Annotated in this window: 22 protein-coding genes and 1 other RNA gene; 4 read left to right on the top strand and 19 right to left on the bottom strand. The window is 45.1% G+C overall.

Annotated features, from left to right (window positions below):
* Nucleotides 1–113 precede the first annotated feature (113 nt).
* From AC6I2O_RS13780 to AC6I2O_RS13810, 7 genes are all read right to left on the bottom strand, one after another.
* Entirely contained in the window at nt 114–563 is a 450-nt protein-coding gene (locus AC6I2O_RS13780; RefSeq protein WP_120393865.1) for a HEAT-like fold family protein, read from the bottom strand.
* A gap of 107 nt (nt 564–670) precedes the next feature.
* Nucleotides 671–985 (bottom strand): hypothetical protein, encoded by a 315-nt coding sequence (locus tag AC6I2O_RS13785; RefSeq protein WP_497742959.1) that lies wholly within the window; start codon nt 983–985, stop codon nt 671–673.
* Nucleotides 986–1,004: 19 nt separating this feature from the next.
* A complete protein-coding gene (locus AC6I2O_RS13790) occupies nt 1,005–2,354 on the bottom strand; it encodes a plasmid recombination protein (RefSeq protein WP_497742987.1) in 1,350 nt (449 codons plus the stop codon).
* Nucleotides 2,355–2,692: 338 nt separating this feature from the next.
* The gene (locus AC6I2O_RS13795; protein ID WP_120393106.1) at nt 2,693–3,670 is read right to left on the bottom strand and encodes an AAA family ATPase; all 978 of its coding nucleotides are present in this window, start codon (nt 3,668–3,670) and stop codon (nt 2,693–2,695) included.
* 99 nt (nt 3,671–3,769) lie between these two features.
* Nucleotides 3,770–4,159: a plasmid mobilization protein gene (locus tag AC6I2O_RS13800; protein ID WP_120393105.1), complete on the bottom strand. Its 390-nt coding sequence runs from the start codon at nt 4,157–4,159 to the stop codon at nt 3,770–3,772.
* A complete protein-coding gene (locus AC6I2O_RS13805; protein WP_120393104.1) occupies nt 4,156–5,220 on the bottom strand; it encodes a site-specific integrase in 1,065 nt (354 codons plus the stop codon). The genes AC6I2O_RS13800 and AC6I2O_RS13805 overlap by 4 nt, the downstream gene beginning before the upstream one ends.
* A gap of 15 nt (nt 5,221–5,235) precedes the next feature.
* Nucleotides 5,236–5,430, bottom strand: coding sequence for a helix-turn-helix domain-containing protein (locus AC6I2O_RS13810; protein WP_004080072.1), 195 nt, complete (start codon nt 5,428–5,430; stop codon nt 5,236–5,238).
* Between the two features lie 179 nt (nt 5,431–5,609).
* Between AC6I2O_RS13810 and AC6I2O_RS13815 the strand changes: the two genes are divergently transcribed.
* From AC6I2O_RS13815 to AC6I2O_RS13825, 3 genes are all read left to right on the top strand, one after another.
* Entirely contained in the window at nt 5,610–6,158 is a 549-nt protein-coding gene (locus AC6I2O_RS13815; protein WP_016281898.1) for a helix-turn-helix domain-containing protein, read from the top strand.
* A gap of 129 nt (nt 6,159–6,287) precedes the next feature.
* Nucleotides 6,288–7,166, top strand: a complete 879-nt coding sequence (locus AC6I2O_RS13820) for a MerR family transcriptional regulator (protein WP_120393103.1) — start codon at nt 6,288–6,290, stop codon at nt 7,164–7,166.
* A gap of 154 nt (nt 7,167–7,320) precedes the next feature.
* On the top strand, nt 7,321–7,788 hold the full coding sequence (locus AC6I2O_RS13825) for a hypothetical protein (RefSeq protein ID WP_016281900.1): 468 nt from the start codon (nt 7,321–7,323) through the stop codon (nt 7,786–7,788).
* 128 nt (nt 7,789–7,916) lie between these two features.
* On the opposite strand, the gene guaA is transcribed toward AC6I2O_RS13825, so the two are convergent.
* Both guaA and trxA read right to left on the bottom strand, forming a co-directional pair.
* Nucleotides 7,917–9,461, bottom strand: a complete 1,545-nt coding sequence (guaA, locus tag AC6I2O_RS13830; RefSeq protein ID WP_120393102.1) for a glutamine-hydrolyzing GMP synthase — start codon at nt 9,459–9,461, stop codon at nt 7,917–7,919.
* Between the two features lie 303 nt (nt 9,462–9,764).
* Entirely contained in the window at nt 9,765–10,073 is a 309-nt protein-coding gene (gene trxA / locus AC6I2O_RS13835) for a thioredoxin (protein ID WP_120393101.1), read from the bottom strand.
* Nucleotides 10,074–10,300: 227 nt separating this feature from the next.
* Here trxA and larC point away from each other — a divergent pair, with 227 nt between their 5' ends.
* Nucleotides 10,301–11,608, top strand: coding sequence for a nickel pincer cofactor biosynthesis protein LarC (larC, locus tag AC6I2O_RS13840; RefSeq protein ID WP_120393100.1), 1,308 nt, complete (start codon nt 10,301–10,303; stop codon nt 11,606–11,608).
* Nucleotides 11,609–11,655: 47 nt separating this feature from the next.
* On the opposite strand, the gene AC6I2O_RS13845 is transcribed toward larC, so the two are convergent.
* The 10 genes from AC6I2O_RS13845 to AC6I2O_RS13890 all read right to left on the bottom strand — a co-directional run bounded on the left by AC6I2O_RS13845 (nt 11,656) and on the right by AC6I2O_RS13890 (nt 20,477).
* Complete coding sequence (locus tag AC6I2O_RS13845; protein WP_120393124.1) at nt 11,656–12,144, bottom strand: DNA-deoxyinosine glycosylase; 489 nt, start codon at nt 12,142–12,144, stop codon at nt 11,656–11,658.
* Between the two features lie 17 nt (nt 12,145–12,161).
* Entirely contained in the window at nt 12,162–12,641 is a 480-nt protein-coding gene (locus AC6I2O_RS13850; RefSeq protein ID WP_120393123.1) for an acyl-CoA thioesterase, read from the bottom strand.
* A gap of 105 nt (nt 12,642–12,746) precedes the next feature.
* Nucleotides 12,747–12,928: non-coding RNA, 6S RNA (gene ssrS, locus AC6I2O_RS13855), on the bottom strand.
* Between the two features lie 63 nt (nt 12,929–12,991).
* Entirely contained in the window at nt 12,992–14,209 is a 1,218-nt protein-coding gene (locus AC6I2O_RS13860) for an NADP-dependent isocitrate dehydrogenase (protein ID WP_120393099.1), read from the bottom strand.
* Nucleotides 14,210–14,406: 197 nt separating this feature from the next.
* Nucleotides 14,407–15,906: a glycerol kinase GlpK gene (gene glpK, locus AC6I2O_RS13865; protein WP_497742961.1), complete on the bottom strand. Its 1,500-nt coding sequence runs from the start codon at nt 15,904–15,906 to the stop codon at nt 14,407–14,409.
* 53 nt (nt 15,907–15,959) lie between these two features.
* The gene (locus AC6I2O_RS13870; protein ID WP_497742962.1) at nt 15,960–16,823 is read right to left on the bottom strand and encodes a phosphatidylserine decarboxylase; all 864 of its coding nucleotides are present in this window, start codon (nt 16,821–16,823) and stop codon (nt 15,960–15,962) included.
* A complete protein-coding gene (locus tag AC6I2O_RS13875; RefSeq protein WP_120393122.1) occupies nt 16,799–17,458 on the bottom strand; it encodes a CDP-alcohol phosphatidyltransferase family protein in 660 nt (219 codons plus the stop codon). The genes AC6I2O_RS13870 and AC6I2O_RS13875 overlap by 25 nt, the downstream gene beginning before the upstream one ends.
* Nucleotides 17,459–17,485: 27 nt before the next feature.
* Nucleotides 17,486–18,541 (bottom strand): lysylphosphatidylglycerol synthase transmembrane domain-containing protein, encoded by a 1,056-nt coding sequence (locus tag AC6I2O_RS13880; protein ID WP_497742963.1) that lies wholly within the window; start codon nt 18,539–18,541, stop codon nt 17,486–17,488.
* A gap of 85 nt (nt 18,542–18,626) precedes the next feature.
* Entirely contained in the window at nt 18,627–19,334 is a 708-nt protein-coding gene (locus AC6I2O_RS13885) for a phosphatase PAP2 family protein (protein ID WP_497742964.1), read from the bottom strand.
* 240 nt (nt 19,335–19,574) lie between these two features.
* Entirely contained in the window at nt 19,575–20,477 is a 903-nt protein-coding gene (locus tag AC6I2O_RS13890) for a S8 family peptidase (protein ID WP_120393096.1), read from the bottom strand.
* Nucleotides 20,478–20,483: the final 6 nt, after the last annotated feature.

A 20,483-nucleotide genomic window follows, 5' to 3' on the forward strand; every position in this document is an offset into this window, starting at 1 on the left:
CCTCCTCAACCCAAATTTACAGATTTGATTATACCACTCCCTCTCTCCATTTACCACAAAAATATAAGGGATAGCAACCGCTACTCCCCACACTCCCTAATACCCCAATAAATTTATAACTTTTCAATTTCCGCCAAAGAGTTTTGAATATCTTTATAGACCAATGACTGCATACTGTCTGCATAAATAGATATATCCGCTTTTTGCAGTGCGGAAACAATATCACACTTTAATTCCGGCTTATTCTTTGCAATCATAGGTAGTAATTTTATACACTGCCTTGCCGTTATCGGCTTAACATCTTCTACGTGCTTCAAATATTTGTCTATGATTTCATCAATTTTATTATCCTTATCCCATTTGGCGTTGTAGGCAATCAGCGTAAGCCCTCTTGTCCGAATGTAGGAATTATCACTGTCAATCATATCGGCTAATTTATCCATATAACAATATACCTTGTCCGATTCCTCACATTCTTTTTGCAGCGCCTGTAATGCTTTGTATGCCGTATTATTATTTTTATCAAATAACAGCGTAAAATTGTCCTCAATATTTATTTCCATGCCGTTTCATCTCCCATATCTTAAATCATGCTTTCGATTATAGCACTTTCTATCTGTACCTGCCACTATAAAATACAGGGCATAGCAACCGCCACACCCCACATTTCTTATCGCTCCAACGACTTCTCAATCTTCTGTTTCTGCCCTTTCAAATCATTCTGCTTCTCATACAGATTATTCCGCTCTTTGCAGAGTTCTTTCATACGCTCCAACTGCGTCCGTACTCCCTCCCGGCAATCCGGCTCTATCTTCTTATATTCCCCGGTTAAATTACGGATTGTATTGTTGTTCGCCTTAATCTGCTCCGACACGCATATCCAGTCAATCAAATTCCTCACTTCCATATCCGTATCATATAATTTTGTTTCTGTCAGAATCTTCGCACACAGCCGTACCATGACTTTCTTCTCCATATCTGTCATATCCTATCAATCCCCTTTCCTATCGGCTCATTTCAAAAGTATGTTTCGGACGTTTATTTTCCCTTTCTGCCCGTTCTAATGCCTTTGACCGTTCTATTATCAACTGCGCCTGTTCCCTACCCAAATGACGCTCCAAACGCCCTAAATCAGACGCTTTTTCCTGCAATCGTTCTATGGTGTCGCTCTGCTCCATAACCTTATCCGTCAAACGACTAATCTGCTTCTGTTGTCCATCCACTTTGGCGGTCAGTTTCTTTCCCTGCTCCGTAAGCTGTACGCATTTGATAGTCAGATTTTTTACTACCTCTTTTAATTTTTCCACAAGCGGTAAAGCCTTTTTATCACGGTAAGCCTTTGCACTCATCAATGCCCCCGGCTCTGCCAACTGCCATTTTACATCTTCATCATAGGCGTGTATATTTCTCTCCATGACTTCCTTTGACTGTACCATTTTGTTAATGTCCTGCTGTAACTTTTTCTGCTGTTTCTCCAACTTTTCATTTTCCGATAATAGCTTTTCTTTATCCTCCGTCAGCGTTTCCGCCTGCTCTTTCAGAAGATTATTCGTAACTGAAAGTTCTGATACTTCCTGTCGGATCGATTCGCCCTCTTTGCGTATCTGCTCCGTTTCTTGTCCTACCGCTATCTGCTGATGAAGAATATCAGATAATTCCTCTTTACTGCCGGAAATGGTCTGTTCCAGTTCGGCAACTTCTTTTGCTCGCTCCTTTTTCTCAAAATCCAAAACCGATAAATGTTTCTCATGTGTTCCCTTTTTCTCCCACTCAATATTATGTTGCAACATAATCTCCGCAAGCCGTTCTTTCTCTGCCGCTACCCACTGGTTACGTTCTGTTTCGCTCCTTGTACCGCCCTTAAATCCAAGTTCCGCAAGTGCCTTTTTTAATGACACCCTTGTTTCAAGCCCCCGCTTGCTTCCAGTCGTATAAGGAATAAAATCTATATGCAGATGTGGTGTAGCTTCGTCCATATGGAGATGCGCCGAAAATACCCTTAATGTAGGATTTCGTCTCTGAAAGTCCTGCATATATTCATCAAGTATTTTTGCCGCAAGCTGTCCGTCCTCTGTCCTTGCCCCCATATCGTCCTTGTTGCCTATCTGCAAAATAATCTCATGGAATGGCTTCTCCTGTTTGCCGGAGCAGATTTTCTCATAATAATCATCAATTATGCGGTCACTTCTGGTCTGCTTCTCATTGTACCGGGCAAGTGCTTCATCAAATAATTCGTGGTATACGTCTTTGATATTTTTGTTGCAGTATTCCACATTCAGACAACTCCGCTCCGGGTCAGTGTTCTTTGCATGGAATTTTCTGCTGTTGTGGTTGACAGAGCCTTTCCCTGTCATAACGCTGATAGTCCGCTTCAATCAATTTCCCTTTCTCCCTATCGGGTAATGAGCGCCGGATACGGCGCATAGCCTTTGTTACTTTCGGCGAAAGTAACGCAAAAGCACTTTCGACAGGCTACGCTCTATCAAAAGTGCCTTTGCGCCCTGCCGGGGGCTTTTCCGTCCTTACGGACGGGGCGGCTTTTCGCCGCCTTGATACCGCCGCTTTCCGGCTTTCTCCCAACACCGCAACATTGCAATGTCTATAATTTTTGCAACCTTGCAATCTTCAAGAGCGCAATTCCAAGACTGCAAAATTCTAATACCCTGCATTGTTGCGCTGTTACCTTTCTCCGTCACTGTCTGATTTTATCCAGTTCCCAATACCATGTGTTGTTTATCCGCTTCGCCCGGACACCCAACTCTTTCTTCGCATTTTCCAGTGTCCGCTTCGATATGCCCTGTTCGTCTGCAAGATTGAAAATCTCATTGCTTTGTATGGCGTTGTTTGTTTCTGCCAGTTCCCGGAGTAACCGTTTCGCCTGTTCCATTTTATTTGCTTTTGGGGCAATGCCGCCTAACACTTCATCAGCGGTAATGTCATAATCCCCTAGCCATTGAAAACCGTCCTCCGACAGTGCAAACGCTTTCGGGTGTCCGAACGCCGCAAGGTTGTTTTTAATCTGCACCACAGCCCTTATATTTTCTTCTCCCTCAACCCTGCCGACTAAGAGAACGCTTCTGGCAACCGCAAAGAAATCTATCGAACCCATTCCCCGGTATGCCGCTTTATTTCCTGCCGCCTTGTTCATATGCCCGACAAGTACAATCGCACACTGATATTTCTCTGCAAGTGCCGCTAATTTTTTCGTCATATCCCTTGCTTCGTTTGCCCGGTTCATATCCATACCGCCGCCCAAATAGGCTTGTATCGGGTCTAAAATCAACAGCTTTGCTCCTGTTTTGATAATAGCTTGCTCTAACCGTTCATCTATCATGGAAAGTGATTTTATCCTTTCATCAATGACAGAGATTTTCTCACAGTCTGCCCCCGCCTGTTCCAATCGGGGCTTTACCGTATCGGCAAGACCGTCCTCCGCACTCTGATAGATGACATTCAAAGGCTCTGTAAAATTCATTCCACCGTCTAAACTTTCTCCCTTAGACAGCTTCGCTGCTATGTTCAATATAAATGTTGTCTTTCCGTCCCCCGGATCGCCTTGAATGATTGTCAGCTTGCCATAAGGGATAAACGGAAACCACAGCCAAGAAACTTCCTGCGACTGTACCTCCGACAACTTAATCAACTGTAATTCGATTTTTGTTTCTTCCATAAATGCCCTCCATTTCTGAAAAATCGTTGTCACTGGAAGAAACCTCTGCTATACTTAAATTGTGAGATTGATAACAGAGGTTTTCCAGTTATCACAGCCCTAACAGTTGCCGCTGTCGGGGCTTTTTTCTTCTCCGTTGACGTTGCCCTGCCACAGATATTTTGCTCCGTCCAACACCCACAGGATAGCTTTCAGCATATCAAGACAGTCATTCCGCATATCTTCCAGTCCCTCCGGCGTTAAATCTAGCTCTGTCTTTTCAAACTGTTCTGTCACTTCCCGGATATTGGTCTGCATTATCTTTAGTTCCTCTACCAACTGGTAAACCAGTTCTTTTTTACCGACCACGCACACCCGGTTATAAATGCAGGAACGGACAAAATAATCTTTCTTAGAAAGTCCGCTTGCTAAAATCTTTGCTTCGATTTCTTCCCTCTCTCTGGGGGAAATGCGAAAGCTGATTGTCGGGTATTTATGCACTCCACTCATTCTTCTTCCTCCCTGCTGTTCTCAATCTCCAATTTATCTGCAAGTTCCCCCTGCTTATTGGGATATAAATGTGAATAGGTATTTAATGTTGTTTCGATTTTCTCATGCCCTAACCGTTCCGCAATCGCTAATGGCGTAAAACCCATTTCCACGAGTAACGAAGCGTGGGAATGACGAATATCATGCAAACGTATTCTTTTCACTCCCGAAGCCTTGATACCTCTGATAATCTCATGCTCCATATAGGATTTTGTAAAACGGAACATTCTTTCGTCTGCCATAATTCCGTATAAGTGCGAAGTATACTCCTTTAATTCCTCTGTCAGAAATGGCGGTATCGTTATGATGCGCTTGCTCTTTGGCGTTTTGGGCGGTGTAATAATATCCCTGCCCTCTATCCGTTGATAGGACTTGTTTACGGAAATAGTGCGCTTCTCTAAATCAATATCGTTGTAGGTAAGAGCAAGTAATTCTCCAATCCTCATGCCCGTCCAGTAAAGGAGCAGGAACGCCATTTTTGTTTCCGGCTTGTTCTCCACAGTCACAAGAAACTGCTTAAATTCCTGCTTTGTCCAAAACTCCTTTTCCCCGGCGTGGCTCTTTCCGATACTCCCGGCTTTCCGGCAAGGATTATCTTTCAAATCATAGTACCGAACCGCATAATTGAAGATTGCCGACAACTGATTATTGACTGTTTTCAGATACGTTTCCGAATATCCTTTTTTCATCAGTGCATTTTGCCAAGCCCGAATGTCGGAAGCCTTAATCTCATTCATGTTCTTTTTCTTGAAATACGGAATGATTTTCAAATCAATAATGAATTTCTTTGTACGCATGGTATTTTCACGCAGACGGTGTTCCATATCCTCATAATAAATTTGTACGAAGTTCTCAAAATTGATGTCTAAATTCCTCTGCTGCTGTTGCAGGAAGTCACGCTCCCACTGTTCCGCTTCCGCTTTTGTCTTAAATCCCCTCTTGTTCTTCTTGTGGCTTACACCCTGCCAGTCCTTATAATAGAACTGGCAACGCCACATCTTTCCGTCCCTTGTCGCTGACATAAAATCTCTCCTTTCCTACATGGCTACGGTCAGACCGTAGAATTTTTCTTCAAAGTATTTTGTCGGGACTTTACCGCATATTGTCCGATAGCCCTTTGCTTTCAGTTCCTCATTCAGCCCCCGGATAATCTTGTAGGCATAGCCCGTTGATACGCCAAGCATTTCAGCCGCTTCCTCTGCCGTTACATACATTTTCTTTCCATTCTCCATATAATCCTGTCCTTTCTCTTTTTATTTTAGGTACACATATGTGACCTTTATGTTTTTATTATACGGTACACTTTTGTGAACGTCAAGTATTTATTTTAATTTTTTATACACAAATGTGTCCTGATGTGATAGAATTGAACTAAGCACTTACGAAAATCACATAAATTGGAGGTATTGGCATGACTACCGGGGAAAAGATTAAACACTTTCGGAATTTGCGTGGCATATCACAGGAAACGCTCGGTCAGCTTTCCGGCATCAATTCCGCCACAATTAAAAAGTACGAGTATGGCATCCGCAATCCAAAGCCCGACCAACTGATGAAAATTGCAAATGCTTTGGGTATCAGTATCAATGTTTTCATGGATTTTGATATAGAAACAGTGTCAGATGTATTGTCTTTGATTTTGAAAATGGACGAACAATTAGATATGAACTTTGAAGCAGAGAGATACGAGGACGGAAGTTTCAATCCCGCTACAATCAAAATATCCTTCAAGAACTCTCTGCTCAATCATAAGCTGGGCGTATACATGAAAGCAAGGGAATTGCAGGAGAACCTTTTGAATGATACGGAACGCTTCTCATCGGAGGAAGAACACCAACGGGCGATTGAAGCACTCTCAAAGGATTTAGACGCTGTTAAGCAGAGTATTCTTGATGACAGTAAGATTGTCAAAAAAGGTGTTCGGGGAATATCCGTTAAAATATATCCCGAAAATGAGTGATAAAAATTTTGAGCAAAAAGTATTGACTTCCACGTAACGTGATACTGTATTCTTTTCTCATAGGAGCAGAATAGAAATAAGCCGGCAATCTCTGTCTTGCTTCTTCACAAATTTAAGGAGCTGATAAGAATGCGAACCATAAGCCAAGTTGCAGAATTAACAGGCATAAGCACCCGAACACTACAATATTATGACGAAATTGGATTGTTAAAGCCAAGCGAATTGACCGAATCCGGCTATCGCCTATATGATGATGAAGCCTTGCAAAAGCTACAACAAATCCTATTTTTTAAGGAATTGGGATTTAAGCTGAAAGAGATTAAAGAAATTCTGCAAAAACCCGACTTTGACAAAATTAAGGCTTTCAAAAGGCAAAAAGAGTTGCTTTTGCTGAAGCGCAATCGGACAGACAAACTTATACAGCTTCTTAGCCGCTTAGAGAAAGGAGAGCAATGTATGAGTTTTAAGGAATTTGACCTGTCTGATTACATCACCGCATTAGAGGATTTTAAAAATAACAGCACTGATGATGTTATCAAGCACTGGGGAAGTATTGAAAATTTTGATATGTTTATTCAAAAAATTAAAGATGATGAAGCAGAGGTAGCTAAACTTGCTATTCACCAATTCGGCAGTATTGAAAAATACACCGAAGCCATGAAACATAATTTAGAGCATTTCTCTGAACTCATGGAAACACAACTAACGGAAGAAGTGAAAGAAATTGGAAAACAATCTGATATTCTGTATGGCAGACTAACCACTAATTTGTCAGAAGATGTTTCCTCCCCTAAAATACAATCCATTGTACACGAACTATTGCGGCTTATACAGGAAAATAGCACCAGCGTATCCCTCGATAAGCCCTATATCAATGTTCTTATCGACACATATTCAAGCGATTATATTAAAAGCATGACTGACAGTAAATATGGAAAAGGGGCTTCTGATTATATCGTAAAAGCGTTCCATTACTACTCGGAGAATAACGCTTCCGAAAACAATTAGAGGCAACAGGCTCTCTCTAAAAAATATATCCCGACAACTAATCATTCTCGCTATGCCGAAAAATAACTTGCCACACTTTAGAGAGCCTTAGTGACATTTGAATTTTCTTGTGGTATAGTGGACTTCCACTTTTAAGAAAAGGAGTTGATGATATATGCCACAGATGAATAAAGGCGGTAAATTTATTTTCGGAAAATCGCTGATACGAGATGACTTGACAATCCATCTCCCAACACAGGCTCTTACAGAGTACAACGCCACAGCAGAGAGAAAAGTCTATCTTTTTACTGGAAGCAAGGTCACTGGCGGCTTTTGTGTGACAAGAAAAGGATTGTTAGAACCATCAAAGTTAGGACACATTCTTACTGATAATCCGGCTTTACTGAATTATCAGACCGCAGAGGGCGAATTTGTCAAATACAAAGGGCGGTCATACTGTTGGGTAAATATTTCAGAGAATGGTGTAATTCAGCTTAATCAGCAGATATTAGATTTTCTTAATCTGAAGATTGGAATGGAACTATTGTCTATCCGAAGCAGTGATATAGCTTTTACAATGGGTGCAACCGGTCCCCTGTTGGAAAGAGCCGACAACTATGAGGGCGAAATTCCTCTGTATTAAAAAAGCAGGTATCATGATACCCGCCCAAAATCCAGTATTCCTCAAATAATTAGAGCCATTTTAGAGCCAAACGGCATAAAACACTCCCGGAAATGCCCATTTTATCAGCATTTCCGGGATTTTATCCGTTACTCGAACTCTATCGTAGCCGGCGGTTTCCCCGTGCAATCATACAACACCCTGTTCACATGCTTCACCTCATTGACAATACGGCTTGTCACCCTGCCGATCACCTCCCACGGAACCTCCGCGCTTTCTGCTGTCATGAAGTCTGTCGTCGTCACGGCGCGCAACGCAACCGCGTAATCATACGTCCGCTCATCCCCCATGACGCCGACCGATTTCATGTTCGTCAGCGCTGCAAAATACTGATTTATCTTTTTATCCCAACCGGCTTTCGCGATTTCCTCGCGCCAGATGGCATCTGCGTCCTGAACCATTTTTACTTTCTCGGCCGTTACCTCGCCAACAATACGAATGCCAAGGCCCGGACCCGGGAACGGCTGACGGTACACGAGATAATCCGGAATGCCGAGCTCAAGACCGGCTTTGCGCACCTCATCTTTAAACAGATCCCGAAGCGGCTCAATAATTTCTTTGAAATCCACGAAATCCGGAAGCCCTCCGACATTATGATGCGATTTGATCACGGCAGACTCACCGCCAACGCCACTTTCCACTATATCCGGATAAATGGTACCCTGCACCAGAAAATCAACTTTTCCGATCTTCTTGGCTTCCTCCTCAAACACACGGATAAATTCTTCACCGATGATTTTGCGCTTATGCTCCGGTTCCTCTGCCCCTTTTAATTTGCTGTAAAAACGTTCCTGCGCATTGACACGTATAAAGTTCAGATGGTATGGACCATTCGGACCGAATACTGCCTCCACCTCGTCTCCTTCATTTTTGCGAAGGAGGCCGTGATCCACAAATACACAGGTGAGCTGCTCTCCCACTGCCTTTGCCATCATAACCGCTGCAACAGAAGAATCCACACCGCCTGAAAGCGCGCACAAAACCTTGCCATTCCCGACTTTTTCACGAATGGCTGCAATCGACTGCTGCACAAAAGAATCCATTTTCCAATCGCCCGCGCACCCGCAAACCCTGAAGACAAAATTAGAAAGCATCTTCTGGCCTTCTTTTGTGTGCAGCACCTCCGGATGAAACTGCGTCGCATACAGCTTCTTTTTTGTGTGTTCCATTGCCGCATACGGACAATTATCTGTATGTGCACTGGCCATAAAACCAGGGGCCAAGCTTGAAATATAATCATTATGGCTCATCCAGCAAATCGTTTTTTCCGATACATCCTGAAAAAGCAGAGAACTCTGATCTACTGTCACTTCAATTTTTCCATACTCCCGTACCGGGGCTTTTTCCACTTTTCCGCCCAGCAGCTGCATCATAACCTGAGCCCCGTAACAAATACCAAGAACCGGGACACCAAGCTCAAAAATTTCCTTTGTATATGTAGGAGCATCCGGCAAGTAACAGCTGTTCGGACCACCTGTAAAAATAATCCCTTTCGGCTCTGCTGCTTTAATCTTCTCAAAATCTGTTTTATAAGAGTAAATTTCACAATATACATTGCATTCTCTGACACGCCGTGCGATCAGCTGATTGTACTGTCCTCCAAAATCAAGAACAATGACAGTTTCTCTTTTCATGCTTTTTCTCCATTTCCTGTTTCTGCTCTCCCACAGCTTCCCACGCTGCGTCCCCACCGTTCATCTGCATATAAAAAATAATCCTTTTCCTAATCTTTAAGCAGATAACACCCTTAACTCCGTACATTATAATGCAGCTGGCACTCGCTGGCAACAAAAATTTATTTCAAAGCAGCATGGATCTGAAGCCGCACCGAAACCTGTTTTCAGCTCAATTCCAGCTGCTTCAGGAAATGCGCAAACGCGTACTGCCAAAAGCGCCCAGCTTCTCGCGTGCAAAATGATGCCTGGCAGGGCAGTCCTCTAGTTTTGCAACAGCGCCTCAACTTCATTTCGGTTCATTAAACCCAGACCGCGGCTGACACATTCCCCATTTTTAAAAACGAGAAGTGTCGGAACAGACGCCACACGATACTCCAATGCCAAGTCCGGCAGTTCGTCTACATTTACTTTCCCTACATAATAAGAATCCGACTCTTCAGAAAGCTCTCTAATCAACGGCGCAATCGCTTTGCACGGCCCGCACCATTCCGCATAAAAATCCACCAGTACAGGCTTATCCGCCCGCAATACTTCCATTTCGAATTGTGTCTTACTTTCAATCTCAAGCATAATTATTCCTGCCTTTCACGCGCAAAATTAAGATTCCAAAAGCAGCACCGATACAAATCAAGCGCTGCTTTCTATTTATCCTCCCCTGTTTCAGCTGAAATATTCCTGTAATTTTCTCCTACTTTTTCCATCCATCTGCTGTTTTCCTTTATTCACTTGCACACTCTTCCCTTTCTGTGTTACTATAAATGGACTTTATCAAAATTTTCAAACAGGAGCGTACTACAATGTCTCAAACTACTTTATATATAGAATGTACATCTGGAATCAGCGGTGACATGGCAGTGGCAGCCCTTATCGACCTGGGCGCTGATCAGAAAAAACTTATCCAGGCACTTGACAGTCTTCCAATGTCCGGTTATACCGTTGAAATAAAAGATGTACTGAAGTCCGGCATTCGTGCCTGCGACTTCAATGTAATTCTCCAGCAGGACAACCATGACCACGATATGAATTACCTGCATGGAAATCAGCCCGTACACAACAGCAAAAACCAACACACGCACTCCTCGGAGAACCTGCATTCCCACGAGCACCAGTCTCAGAAAGAGCATGCGCATCACGATGCCCGGAATCTAAACGACATTATAGAAATCATCTGCGCAGGTGATCTGACGGACAACGCCCGGGAACTGGCCCTTCAGATTTTCCGTATCCTTGCAGAAGCGGAAGCATCTGTTCATGGTAAAAATATTGATGAAGTGCACTTCCATGAAGTGGGGGCGGTAGACTCGATTGTTGATATCGTGGCCTTTGCCGTATGTCTCGACAATTTGGCGCCTGACTGCATTGTTGTTTCTGCACTTACGGATGGTTCTGGACAGATTCGCTGTCAGCATGGACTAATTCCTGTGCCCGTACCGGCAGTTACGGCGATTGCCTCCAGACATCAGCTATCACTGAAGTTCTCCTCCGTAGAAGGTGAGCTTGTTACTCCGACAGGGGCTGCAATCGCGGCTGCCCTGAAATCAGACGAAAAACTGCCGACACAATTTCGCATCAAAAAAACCGGCTTTGGAGCCGGAAAACGTGATTACGCGACAGCAGGTTTTCTGCGTGCCATGCTTCTTGAATCCCTGGACGCAGATACGCAAGATACCATCCTGACACTTGAAACCAACATTGATGACTGTAGTGCAGAGGCTCTCTCCTTCACCATGAAGCAGCTTCTGGAAGCAGGGGCACTTGATGTATTTTTCATACCAATCTACATGAAGAAAAACCGGCCGGGCCAGCTCCTGAAAGTCATCTGCCTCCCTGAAAACCGCAAAACAATGGAAAGCATTATCTTCCGAAACACCACTACGATCGGAATCCGATGCCAGGAGCTTCAGCGCACAAAACTGGACCGGCGCATCCTTGCAGTGGAAACCCCCTGGGGAATGGCTGACATAAAATGCTGTACTTACGAAAACGATACTTATTACTACCCGGAAAACGACAGCGTCTGTCACCTCGCACAGCAATTTGGAATCGGCTTTACCGAGATGTACGGCCAACTGCAAAATTATGTCAGAGAACATACGACACTCTAAAAGAAACAAAATTCTTCTCCATAATAAAAAAGGGGAATTTCCCCCTTTTATAAAATACACGTCCAAGCCTCGATCAGCCGGTCCAGCGAATACGCCGCATTGGCCGGACTGGTCGACGGTAGACCAATAATATCTCTTTGACAGCTCTTCTGCTGAAACCGCTCAAACAATTTTTTGGCGGTATTTCCATTCGCGTAAATCTGTCTGATCTTCGCATTCTCCAAAATTTCCTGTAAATCCATGGGGATTACATTTCGAATGCTGCTGTCACTGGACCCAATAATATCACATTCTGCAATCACATCCGAAACCGCTATTCCCTGTGCAAGCAGCAACGCTTTTTTCTCCGGTATCGTGGATGGGACAGATGCTCCGGTCAACCCGGCAATCACTTTCCAGAACCGGTTTTGCGGATGTCCATAATAAAACATCTGCTCTCTTGATTTTACGGAAGGCAGGCTTCCCAGGATCAAAATTCTGCTGTTTTCGTTGTACACTGGTGGAAATTCGTGCCGTACTCTCTCATAATTACCCATACCCACTTACGTCCCTTCTAATAACCCTCGTTTTTTCGAAGCTTCCGCAGCTGCGCCCGTTTTTTTCCGGCCTCCCATTCAATCTGCTGCGTCACACCCTCAACGATCAGCCCCGGTACCTCCACGGGCCGCTGTTGCTCGTCCGTTCCCACCATGACAAAATATGCCCGGTTAATCATCGTCCGTATACCGTTCAGAGATTCCGCATACGTATCAATCCGCACTTCCATGGAGGAATGCCCGACATAAGTCAGACGCCCAATCAGAACAATCGTGTCATTCAGCTTCGCTCCGGACTTGAAGTACATATTGTCTATGGCCACTGTCACCACATTCATCTGCGCATGCCTTTTTGCCACAATGCCGGCCGTCTCATCCAACCATGCCAGAAGCTGTCCGCCAAACAAAAATCCGGCAGCGTTCAAACAGCGAGGCATCAGAAGATGCGACTGCTCGGCCATAGAATCCTCCACTCTTTTCATCTTCCTTTTTTCCATCACAATTCCCTCTGTCTGTATTTTATCAAAATCCACAAACCATTTTCCGCACGGTTCTGTGCATAAAACAGCGGCAGTGATTCTTGCGAATCCTGCCGCACTGCATTCAAATCCAGAGTGCCGGTTCCTATCTTTTGACTCCTAGCAAAGCTAGGTGGGTAACCGCAACGCAGCTGTCTGTCTTCCTCTGCATAATGGAGGCCTGACATATTTCTGCGCGATATAGGAATCCCATAAAAGTAAATGTAGGTTCAAAATGATAAGAGTGTCGCACACCCCAGAAGCTATTCTAAGTATACTCCAGTATGCCCCGTTATGCAATAAAATTTTCCTGCTTTTTCTGGAAACATTTACCCCTTTGCACAGATCGCATCGTAAGCTTCCCGAACCGCTTTGATAAATTCTTCACTGTTCAGAACCGTTACATGCTCCAAAGAAGTGATCAGGGCCAGATCTTTTGTCATTTTTCCACTTTCAATCGTAGAAATCACAGCCTGCTCCATATGGTCTGCAAACTGCTCAAGCGCCGCAATGCCATCCAGCTCACCGCGCTTACGCAGCGCTCCCGTCCATGCAAAAATCGTTGCCACAGAGTTCGTGGACGTCTCCTCACCCTTCAGATGCTTATAATAATGACGCTGCACCGTTCCATGTGCCGCCTCATACTCATAATTTCCATCCGGAGAAACCAGGACAGATGTCATCATTGCAAGCGAACCAAAGGCAGAAGATACCATATCGCTCATAACATCGCCGTCATAATTTTTGCAGGCCCAGATAAAACCGCCCTCAGACTTCATTACACGAGCCACCGCATCATCAATCAGCGTATAAAAATATGTGATTCCCGCCGCGTCAAACTTCTCTTTGTACTCAGCGTCAAAAATCTCCTGAAAAATATCTTTGAACGTATGATCATACTTTTTGGAAATTGTGTCCTTGCTTGCAAACCAGAGCTCCTGTTTTGTATCCAATGCATAGTTAAAACAGCTTCTCGCAAAGCTTTCAATCGAGCTGTCCAGATTGTGCATGCCCTGCAATACGCCCGGACCTTTAAATTCAAAAATCGGTTCCCGGATCTCACTTCCGTCGCTACCTGTAAAGACAAGCTCTGCTTTTCCAGGTCCCGGTACATCAATCTCTGCATTTTTATAAACATCACCATATGCGTGACGCGCAATTGTAATCGGTTTTTTCCACGACCTCACATACGGTTCAATGCCTTTTACCGTAATCGGGGTCCGAAATACCGTACCATCCAGAATCGCACGAATGGTTCCATTCGGACTTTTCCACATCTCTTTCAGATTATATTCCGTCATTCTGGCTGCATTTGGTGTAATTGTCGCACACTTTACAGCAACACCATATTTTTTATTGGCATTGGCACTGTCAATCGTTACCTGATCATTTGTGGCATTTCGATTTTCAAGTCCCAGATCATAATATACACTCTTTAAATCAATATACGGATAAATCAGCTCATCTTTGATGATTTTCCACAGAATTCTCGTCATCTCGTCCCCATCCATCTCAACAAGCGGGGTATTCATCTTAATTTTTTCCATAAAGTCTCCTCCTGTAAAGCCTGTGCACGCTGTAAAAGCATCTTCTGTCTATCCGCTACATTCTATCATCGTTTCCACTAACCGTCAAATCCTTCCGCCTTTTCTCCTTTCCAGCCATTTCAAACCATTTCACTTCACAGGATTTTCCTATTTCGCATAGGCCTTCCCATTCTTTCACCATTCGAACAGTTTCGGTTTCAGTCCTCATCCCTCGCCCAGTCAAACGAATATCTGACTGCCTTATTCCATCCCCGCAGCCTGCGCGCACGCTCCTCCTCTGTCATGGACGGTTCAAAAACGCGATCTGTTTTCCAATTTCTACGCACGTCATCCATTCCGTTCCAGTAGCCCACTGCCAGGCCTGCCAGATAAGCCGCGCCCATAGCCGTCGTCTCCGTACAATACGGACGCAACACCCGATCTCCGATTACATCGGCCTGATACTGCATCAGGAAATTGTTGGCGCTCGCGCCTCCGTCTACCTTAAGTCCCGCCAGACGAATTCCGGAATCTGCCTCCATGGCTTTGATCACATCATTCGTCTGATAAGCAAGTGATTCCAGCGTGGCGCGCACAATATGATACTTATTGACGCCGCGTGTAATCCCGACAATACAGCCTCTCGCATACTGATCCCAGTGCGGCGCTCCAAGCCCTGTAAATGCGGGCACCACATAACAGCCATTCGTATCTTTCACGCGTCCCGCAATCCACTCCGTATCCGGCGCAGAATCAATCAGATGCATCTCATCCCGCAGCCACTGGATGGCCGCTCCCGCGACAAAAATAGAACCTTCGAGCGCATACGTTACCTTACCGTCCAGGCCCCAGGCGATCGTAGTCACAAGGCCATTGCTGGAAAATACTGGTTGATCCCCCGTATTCATCAGCAAAAAGCCACCCGTTCCATATGTATTCTTCACCTCTCCGCGTGAAAAACACGTCTGCCCAAACAAAGCTGCCTGCTGGTCTCCTGCTACTCCGGCAATCGGAATCTCTCCGCCAAAAAATTCCGGTGCTGTCATACCGTAAACAGCGCTGGATGCAACCACTTTGGGAAGCATACACGCAGGAATCCCCAGTTCATTTAAAATCTCCTGATCCCATTCCAGCGTATTGATATTAAAAAGCATCGTGCGGGACGCATTGGAATAATCCGTCACATGCACTGCACCCTTTGTCAGTTTCCAGATCAGCCAGGTCTCGACCGTACCAAACAGAAGATTTCCGGCCTCCGCCTTCTCTCTCGCTCCCGGTACATGCTCCAATATCCATTTTATTTTTGTACCGGAAAAATATGCATCAATCACAAGCCCTGTTTTGCTTCGGAACTTTTCTGTCAGCCCCTTTGCCTTCAGCCCGTCACAGTATTCCGCGGTTCTCCGACACTGCCACACAATCGCACGATACACCGGAACCCCTGTCTCCCTGTCCCATACAATCGCGGTCTCTCTCTGATTCGTGATACCGATTGCCGCGATATCCGACGCCCGGGCTCCAATCTTCGACATTGCTTCCACCGCCACGCCAAGTTGGGTGGACCATATCTCATCCGCATCATGCTCCACCCAGCCCGGTTTTGGAAAATGCTGCGTAAACTCCTTTTGTGCCACACTGCAGACAGTTCCCGCGCGGTCAAATAAAATACACCGGTTGCTCGTCGTCCCCGCATCCAGTGCCATCATATATTTTGCCATCCTGTGCCCTCCTTTTCCCGGCCTATGCATTCTGTGTACGTACTGCTTTGCGCTTATGGTCTGTATCCGACCGTCTCACCCATTCGCACCTTCGTCTCAAATCCTGCCTGAGAATTTTTCCGTATTTCATCCTGCGGCATTGCACAACCTGCCTGGCTCATAACAATAATCGTCGAACCGCCAAATGCAAAGTTTCCTTTTTCCTGTCCACGTCTTACCTCTGCTGGTCCATGCTCACGGTTTTCAATCTTCCCCACCAGCATGGCCCCCACCTCCATCATCAGAACTGTCCCCAGTTCTTCCGTACGGATCAGGCAGTATTCTCTTGTGTTTGTCTTATAAATCGGCTCCGCCTGTGCTGCAATCGGATTTACCGTATGAAAAATCCCTGGAATCTGCACATTCAGGGATTTCATACCACTGCACGGATAGATATATCTGTGATAATCATCCACAGAAAGCCGATACAGCCACAGCCAGCCGCCGTCATACCGTTTTGCCAGCTTCTCATTTTTCAAAAGTTCAGCCGCCGTGTACGGCGTACCCTTTACAGCAAACCGCCCTGACATGCTTACCGGATAAACCGTCAGCCGCGCATCACATGGGCTGATCCATGCTCTGCAATCCTGGTCTGTCGGACGTTTTCCGATTTTCAGCTCCCGAACAAAAAAATCATTGAAAGACTGAAATTTCTGCTTCCGGCATTCCGACAGATCAATTCCGTTCGCCCTCACAAATGTTCCCACTGCGAACGCTGACAGCCTTGTCTGCAACAACTTGCCCCCCGCCTTTGAAAACCACGGGCTGACAAGCAGACGCAAAACCATCCTTCCTGGCCTGCTGCCATACAGCCATGAAACAACACCGCGCTGTCCACGTGCACTATTTTTTACTACGTCAGGCTTTTCCAGTTCCATCGGAACATCCCTCCCCATTTGTAATAAACTGCCATATACAACACCACGACTGCCACAACCGCAATAATCGCTGCCAGCTCCTTATTATTCGGCTTTCGAAATTTAAAATTCAAGATAAACAGGCCTCCTGTAATTAGCATACCTACATGCAGAACCGGAAGAAAATGCCGCTGCAACAACGCTGCACTGATATGTATCAACGGCAGAATTGCCGCAATTGAAGTAATCGGAAGCCCCTGATAATATTTACGGTTTTCTGCCGTCTCCTGCTGCCGCTTTTCCTCCATCACATTAAAATACGCCAGACGAATGAGTCCTGCCAGGCAGTAAAAAATCAAAATTGCTGCGCCAGGAAGACTGTTCATTCCAGAATGATAACAGATCGCCACCGGAAGAACCCCAAAACATACGATATCACACAGCGAATCAATCTGAATCCCAAAATGTTTCTGCTCTTCAGTCCGGTTCTTTTTCATGCGGGCTACCTTGCCGTCAAACGTATCAAAAAGCCCGCACAAAGCCAGGCAGAAAATAGACCAGTGCATGTGCCCCGTAAACGTACAGAACATTCCAATAATACCACTTGCAAGACTTAAATAAGTCAGCACCACCGTATAATCATAAAATCCAATCATTGCTTCCCCCACTTTTCTCTTTCTCTGTTAATAACTCTGTCTTTTCCTCTGTACTGCATTTTCATCCTGTTTTCTCTGAAATACCACGACTGCAACTAGTGTAAATACTGCCGAAATCAACAGCTCACTGTAATAACCAAGTCCCCTGCTGAGTATCATACCCGGAAGCAGCAGGGCTCCGAATACCGGTTTAAATATAACCAGAAACAGGCTTTCGCTGATTCCCATTCCGCCCGGCAGCGGAAGCATATCGACCGATACCGAAATCACCGCCTGGAGAGTCAATGTCACCATCCAGTTGGTCCCGGAAAGTCCAAATGACTGATATACAAAACACGTTGCTGCAAACAACGCAATTCTCTGACCAAAGGTGATCAAAAACACCCGTACCATCAGCCACATATGCGTACTCATATACGCCGCTGTTTCATTATACATATCCATGGATGCTTCCAGCTTTTTCGTCCGCTCCTCCTTATGGCGCATCAGATGAAGCTTTTCCAGCAACCACAGCCCCTTGAGCATCATCAGTTTGGCGAGAGACGGATGAAACACCAGCACCATCATGAACGTCACGCAGAAAACATTTAATGCAACTCCAAGATAAAACACGAAAAGGATTTCACCCAGATATGCATGCAGAAAATCCCTTGCAAACAGAATAATTCCCAAACCGATCACCACCAGCACAAGCTTATAGGTAATCGTAACAATCATGAGGATCACCGTTGCCACAGGAATCGGAATTTTTTCTTTTTTCATAAAATAAATCTGCATGGGCTGTCCGCCACTTGCGGAAGGCGTTACGCAGCTGAAGAAAAAACCGACAGAAGAAAAAAGAAAACAGATTCTCTTTTTCAGTCGAATCCCATACGAACACATCATATGCCAGATGATGATCGACTCGCCCCATATGAAAATAAATACACACCCGACCGCCGGCAACAACCATCCAAGCCTTGCCTGTCCAATGGCCTCCTTCAGTTCTCCCATATCTTCCCCGTGGAAAACTCCGTACACCGTAAGTCCGAGTACCAGGAAAAATATAGCTGCATTCAATATTACTTTTTTTACTTTACCCAATCTGACTGCTCCTTTTGTTCCCGGAATCCTTCCCATATTCATCCTGTCGCCGCGGAAACACTTTTATCCCAACAAACCTCATCCTTTATCCGCGCGATAAAGTTTTTCCTGGCTTCCCAAAAACACACGCTGCCGCTTTATCAAAAATTGTTCCATACCACTTTGCAAGAGCGGTACGTCCCGCAATCAGATAACAGATCTCCGCCAGAAACACGCCGCCGGCCACATCCACCAGAACATGCTGCTTTGTTGTCAGTGTGGAGATAAATACCGCAACCGCCATCAGACAGGAAAACGTCCGATACCAGGCCGGTACACTTTTTTGTTTTCTGATTCCGATATAACACATCCAGCTCGTCAGACAGTGAATCGACGGAAAAAGATTATCTGCCGAATCAATCCAATACAGGAAACGAATCCCCATATCCCACATGCCATCTCCTGTAATCTCCGGCCTTGTATTCGTGGTTGGCAAAAGCAGGAAAAATACAAAGCATAGGAGCTTTGCCAGAAAATCAGCACTCAGGAAACGATAAGCGTCTTCCCTGCTGCTCACCCGGACAGTCAGAACATAATTCGCAATCCAGAACAAGTAACATCCGAAATAAATCACCAGTGTCCATGGCAGAAACGGAATCGCCTGGTCCAATGCCGTTTCCATATTATAATGGTGCCAGCCTCCTGCAATCATTTTTGCACCGCCATACACCGTGCTGTTCAAAATGAATTCTGCAATCAGCGGAATCCATCCATACACTGGCAGAATCGCCGATACTCTTTTATTTAAAGACATACTTTTACTCCATTCTCCAAACAAAATGATAAGGGCATAAAAATCGTCCTTACCATTCTATACTAATGAATCTTATAAGAGATTTCTTTAAATAAATCTTAATTATAATTCACTTTTTTCTTAGGACAAAAATTCGAAACTATTTGTATAATATCACACAAATATAACATGCTTTGTACGTTTTCCTTACATTTTCTTTACAATTCAGCAAAAAAGACAGAAAAATCGCTTTTCCTGTCTTTATCTTTCTATTTGAAGCAATTTTCGAAGATCCGGTATTCCCCACCCCTGGCGGTTCTTCGGATAGCCAAGATCTCTGGAAGATTCTTTCAATCGCATTTTGACTTCAACGTTCGTAAGCTTTGGCTCCTGTTCCAGAAGTAAGGCAATACATCCGGCAACCGCAGGCGCTGACATAGAGGTGCCACTTTTTACACTATAGTACCTCCCCTGCCTGAAAGACGGTGAACACGACCATATTCCCGTACCAGGAGCTACCAGTTCAGGCTTGCAGATACATTCCCGCGTTGGTCCGCAGCCAGAATATTCCACATACATCCCGCGTCCTCCTCTGGCAAAATCATCCGAGGCGCCCACCGTAATCACCTTTTTGCTGTTTCCCGGCACCGTAATGCTGCCGGATGCCGGCCCCATATTTCCCGCTGCTACTACCACAACAATCCCGGCATCCCACGCAGCCTCCACGCCCTTTACCAGCGCTTTAGCTCCATAGTCTGCATCATCCTTTGAGGCGCCTGCTGAAAGATTCATAATACGAATATTGTATCTTTCCCGATTCTCAGCCACCCAATCCATGGCGCTAATAATATTTTCCAGATTCCCCTGTCCATATTTATCCAGGATCTTCAAATGAATCAGTCCGCAACCAGGCGCAATTCCCCGATAACGTCCTCTGCTGCTTTTCCCATCGCCACCCAAAATCCCTGACACATGGCTCCCATGAGAGGCGTCGTCATAACACATAGCCTTTCCGTTTACAAAATCCCGAAACGCCACAATTCGATCTGCGTAATCGGGATGATAGCAGATACCGGAATCCAAAATGGCAACTGTAACTCCTCTTCCGGTAATTCCTGCCCGATACGCCTCTTCCGCATGCAGTTGTGCCCTTACACGATTCATTTCCTT

This window comes from Blautia sp. St.27G3, from assembly GCF_059728505.1.

Bases quoted from the DNA above. Each gene is read 5' to 3' on its own strand.
- AC6I2O_RS13780 (WP_120393865.1), bottom strand. From the start codon at position 563: ATGGAAATAAATATTGAGGACAATTTTACGCTGTTATTTGATAAAAAT.
- AC6I2O_RS13785 (WP_497742959.1), bottom strand. From the start codon at position 985: ATGACAGATATGGAGAAGAAAGTCATGGTACGGCTGTGTGCGAAGATT.
- AC6I2O_RS13790 (WP_497742987.1), bottom strand. From the start codon at position 2,354: ATGACAGGGAAAGGCTCTGTCAACCACAACAGCAGAAAATTCCATGCA.
- AC6I2O_RS13795 (WP_120393106.1), bottom strand. From the start codon at position 3,670: ATGGAAGAAACAAAAATCGAATTACAGTTGATTAAGTTGTCGGAGGTA.
- AC6I2O_RS13800 (WP_120393105.1), bottom strand. From the start codon at position 4,159: ATGAGTGGAGTGCATAAATACCCGACAATCAGCTTTCGCATTTCCCCC.
- AC6I2O_RS13805 (WP_120393104.1), bottom strand. From the start codon at position 5,220: ATGTCAGCGACAAGGGACGGAAAGATGTGGCGTTGCCAGTTCTATTAT.
- AC6I2O_RS13810 (WP_004080072.1), bottom strand. From the start codon at position 5,430: ATGGAGAATGGAAAGAAAATGTATGTAACGGCAGAGGAAGCGGCTGAA.
- AC6I2O_RS13815 (WP_016281898.1), top strand. From the start codon at position 5,610: ATGACTACCGGGGAAAAGATTAAACACTTTCGGAATTTGCGTGGCATA.
- AC6I2O_RS13820 (WP_120393103.1), top strand. From the start codon at position 6,288: ATGCGAACCATAAGCCAAGTTGCAGAATTAACAGGCATAAGCACCCGA.
- AC6I2O_RS13825 (WP_016281900.1), top strand. From the start codon at position 7,321: ATGCCACAGATGAATAAAGGCGGTAAATTTATTTTCGGAAAATCGCTG.
- guaA (WP_120393102.1), bottom strand. From the start codon at position 9,461: ATGAAAAGAGAAACTGTCATTGTTCTTGATTTTGGAGGACAGTACAAT.
- trxA (WP_120393101.1), bottom strand. From the start codon at position 10,073: ATGCTTGAGATTGAAAGTAAGACACAATTCGAAATGGAAGTATTGCGG.
- larC (WP_120393100.1), top strand. From the start codon at position 10,301: ATGTCTCAAACTACTTTATATATAGAATGTACATCTGGAATCAGCGGT.
- AC6I2O_RS13845 (WP_120393124.1), bottom strand. From the start codon at position 12,144: ATGGGTAATTATGAGAGAGTACGGCACGAATTTCCACCAGTGTACAAC.
- AC6I2O_RS13850 (WP_120393123.1), bottom strand. From the start codon at position 12,641: ATGGAAAAAAGGAAGATGAAAAGAGTGGAGGATTCTATGGCCGAGCAG.
- AC6I2O_RS13860 (WP_120393099.1), bottom strand. From the start codon at position 14,209: ATGGAAAAAATTAAGATGAATACCCCGCTTGTTGAGATGGATGGGGAC.
- glpK (WP_497742961.1), bottom strand. From the start codon at position 15,906: ATGGCAAAATATATGATGGCACTGGATGCGGGGACGACGAGCAACCGG.
- AC6I2O_RS13870 (WP_497742962.1), bottom strand. From the start codon at position 16,823: ATGGAACTGGAAAAGCCTGACGTAGTAAAAAATAGTGCACGTGGACAG.
- AC6I2O_RS13875 (WP_120393122.1), bottom strand. From the start codon at position 17,458: ATGATTGGATTTTATGATTATACGGTGGTGCTGACTTATTTAAGTCTT.
- AC6I2O_RS13885 (WP_497742964.1), bottom strand. From the start codon at position 19,334: ATGTCTTTAAATAAAAGAGTATCGGCGATTCTGCCAGTGTATGGATGG.
- AC6I2O_RS13890 (WP_120393096.1), bottom strand. From the start codon at position 20,477: ATGAATCGTGTAAGGGCACAACTGCATGCGGAAGAGGCGTATCGGGCA.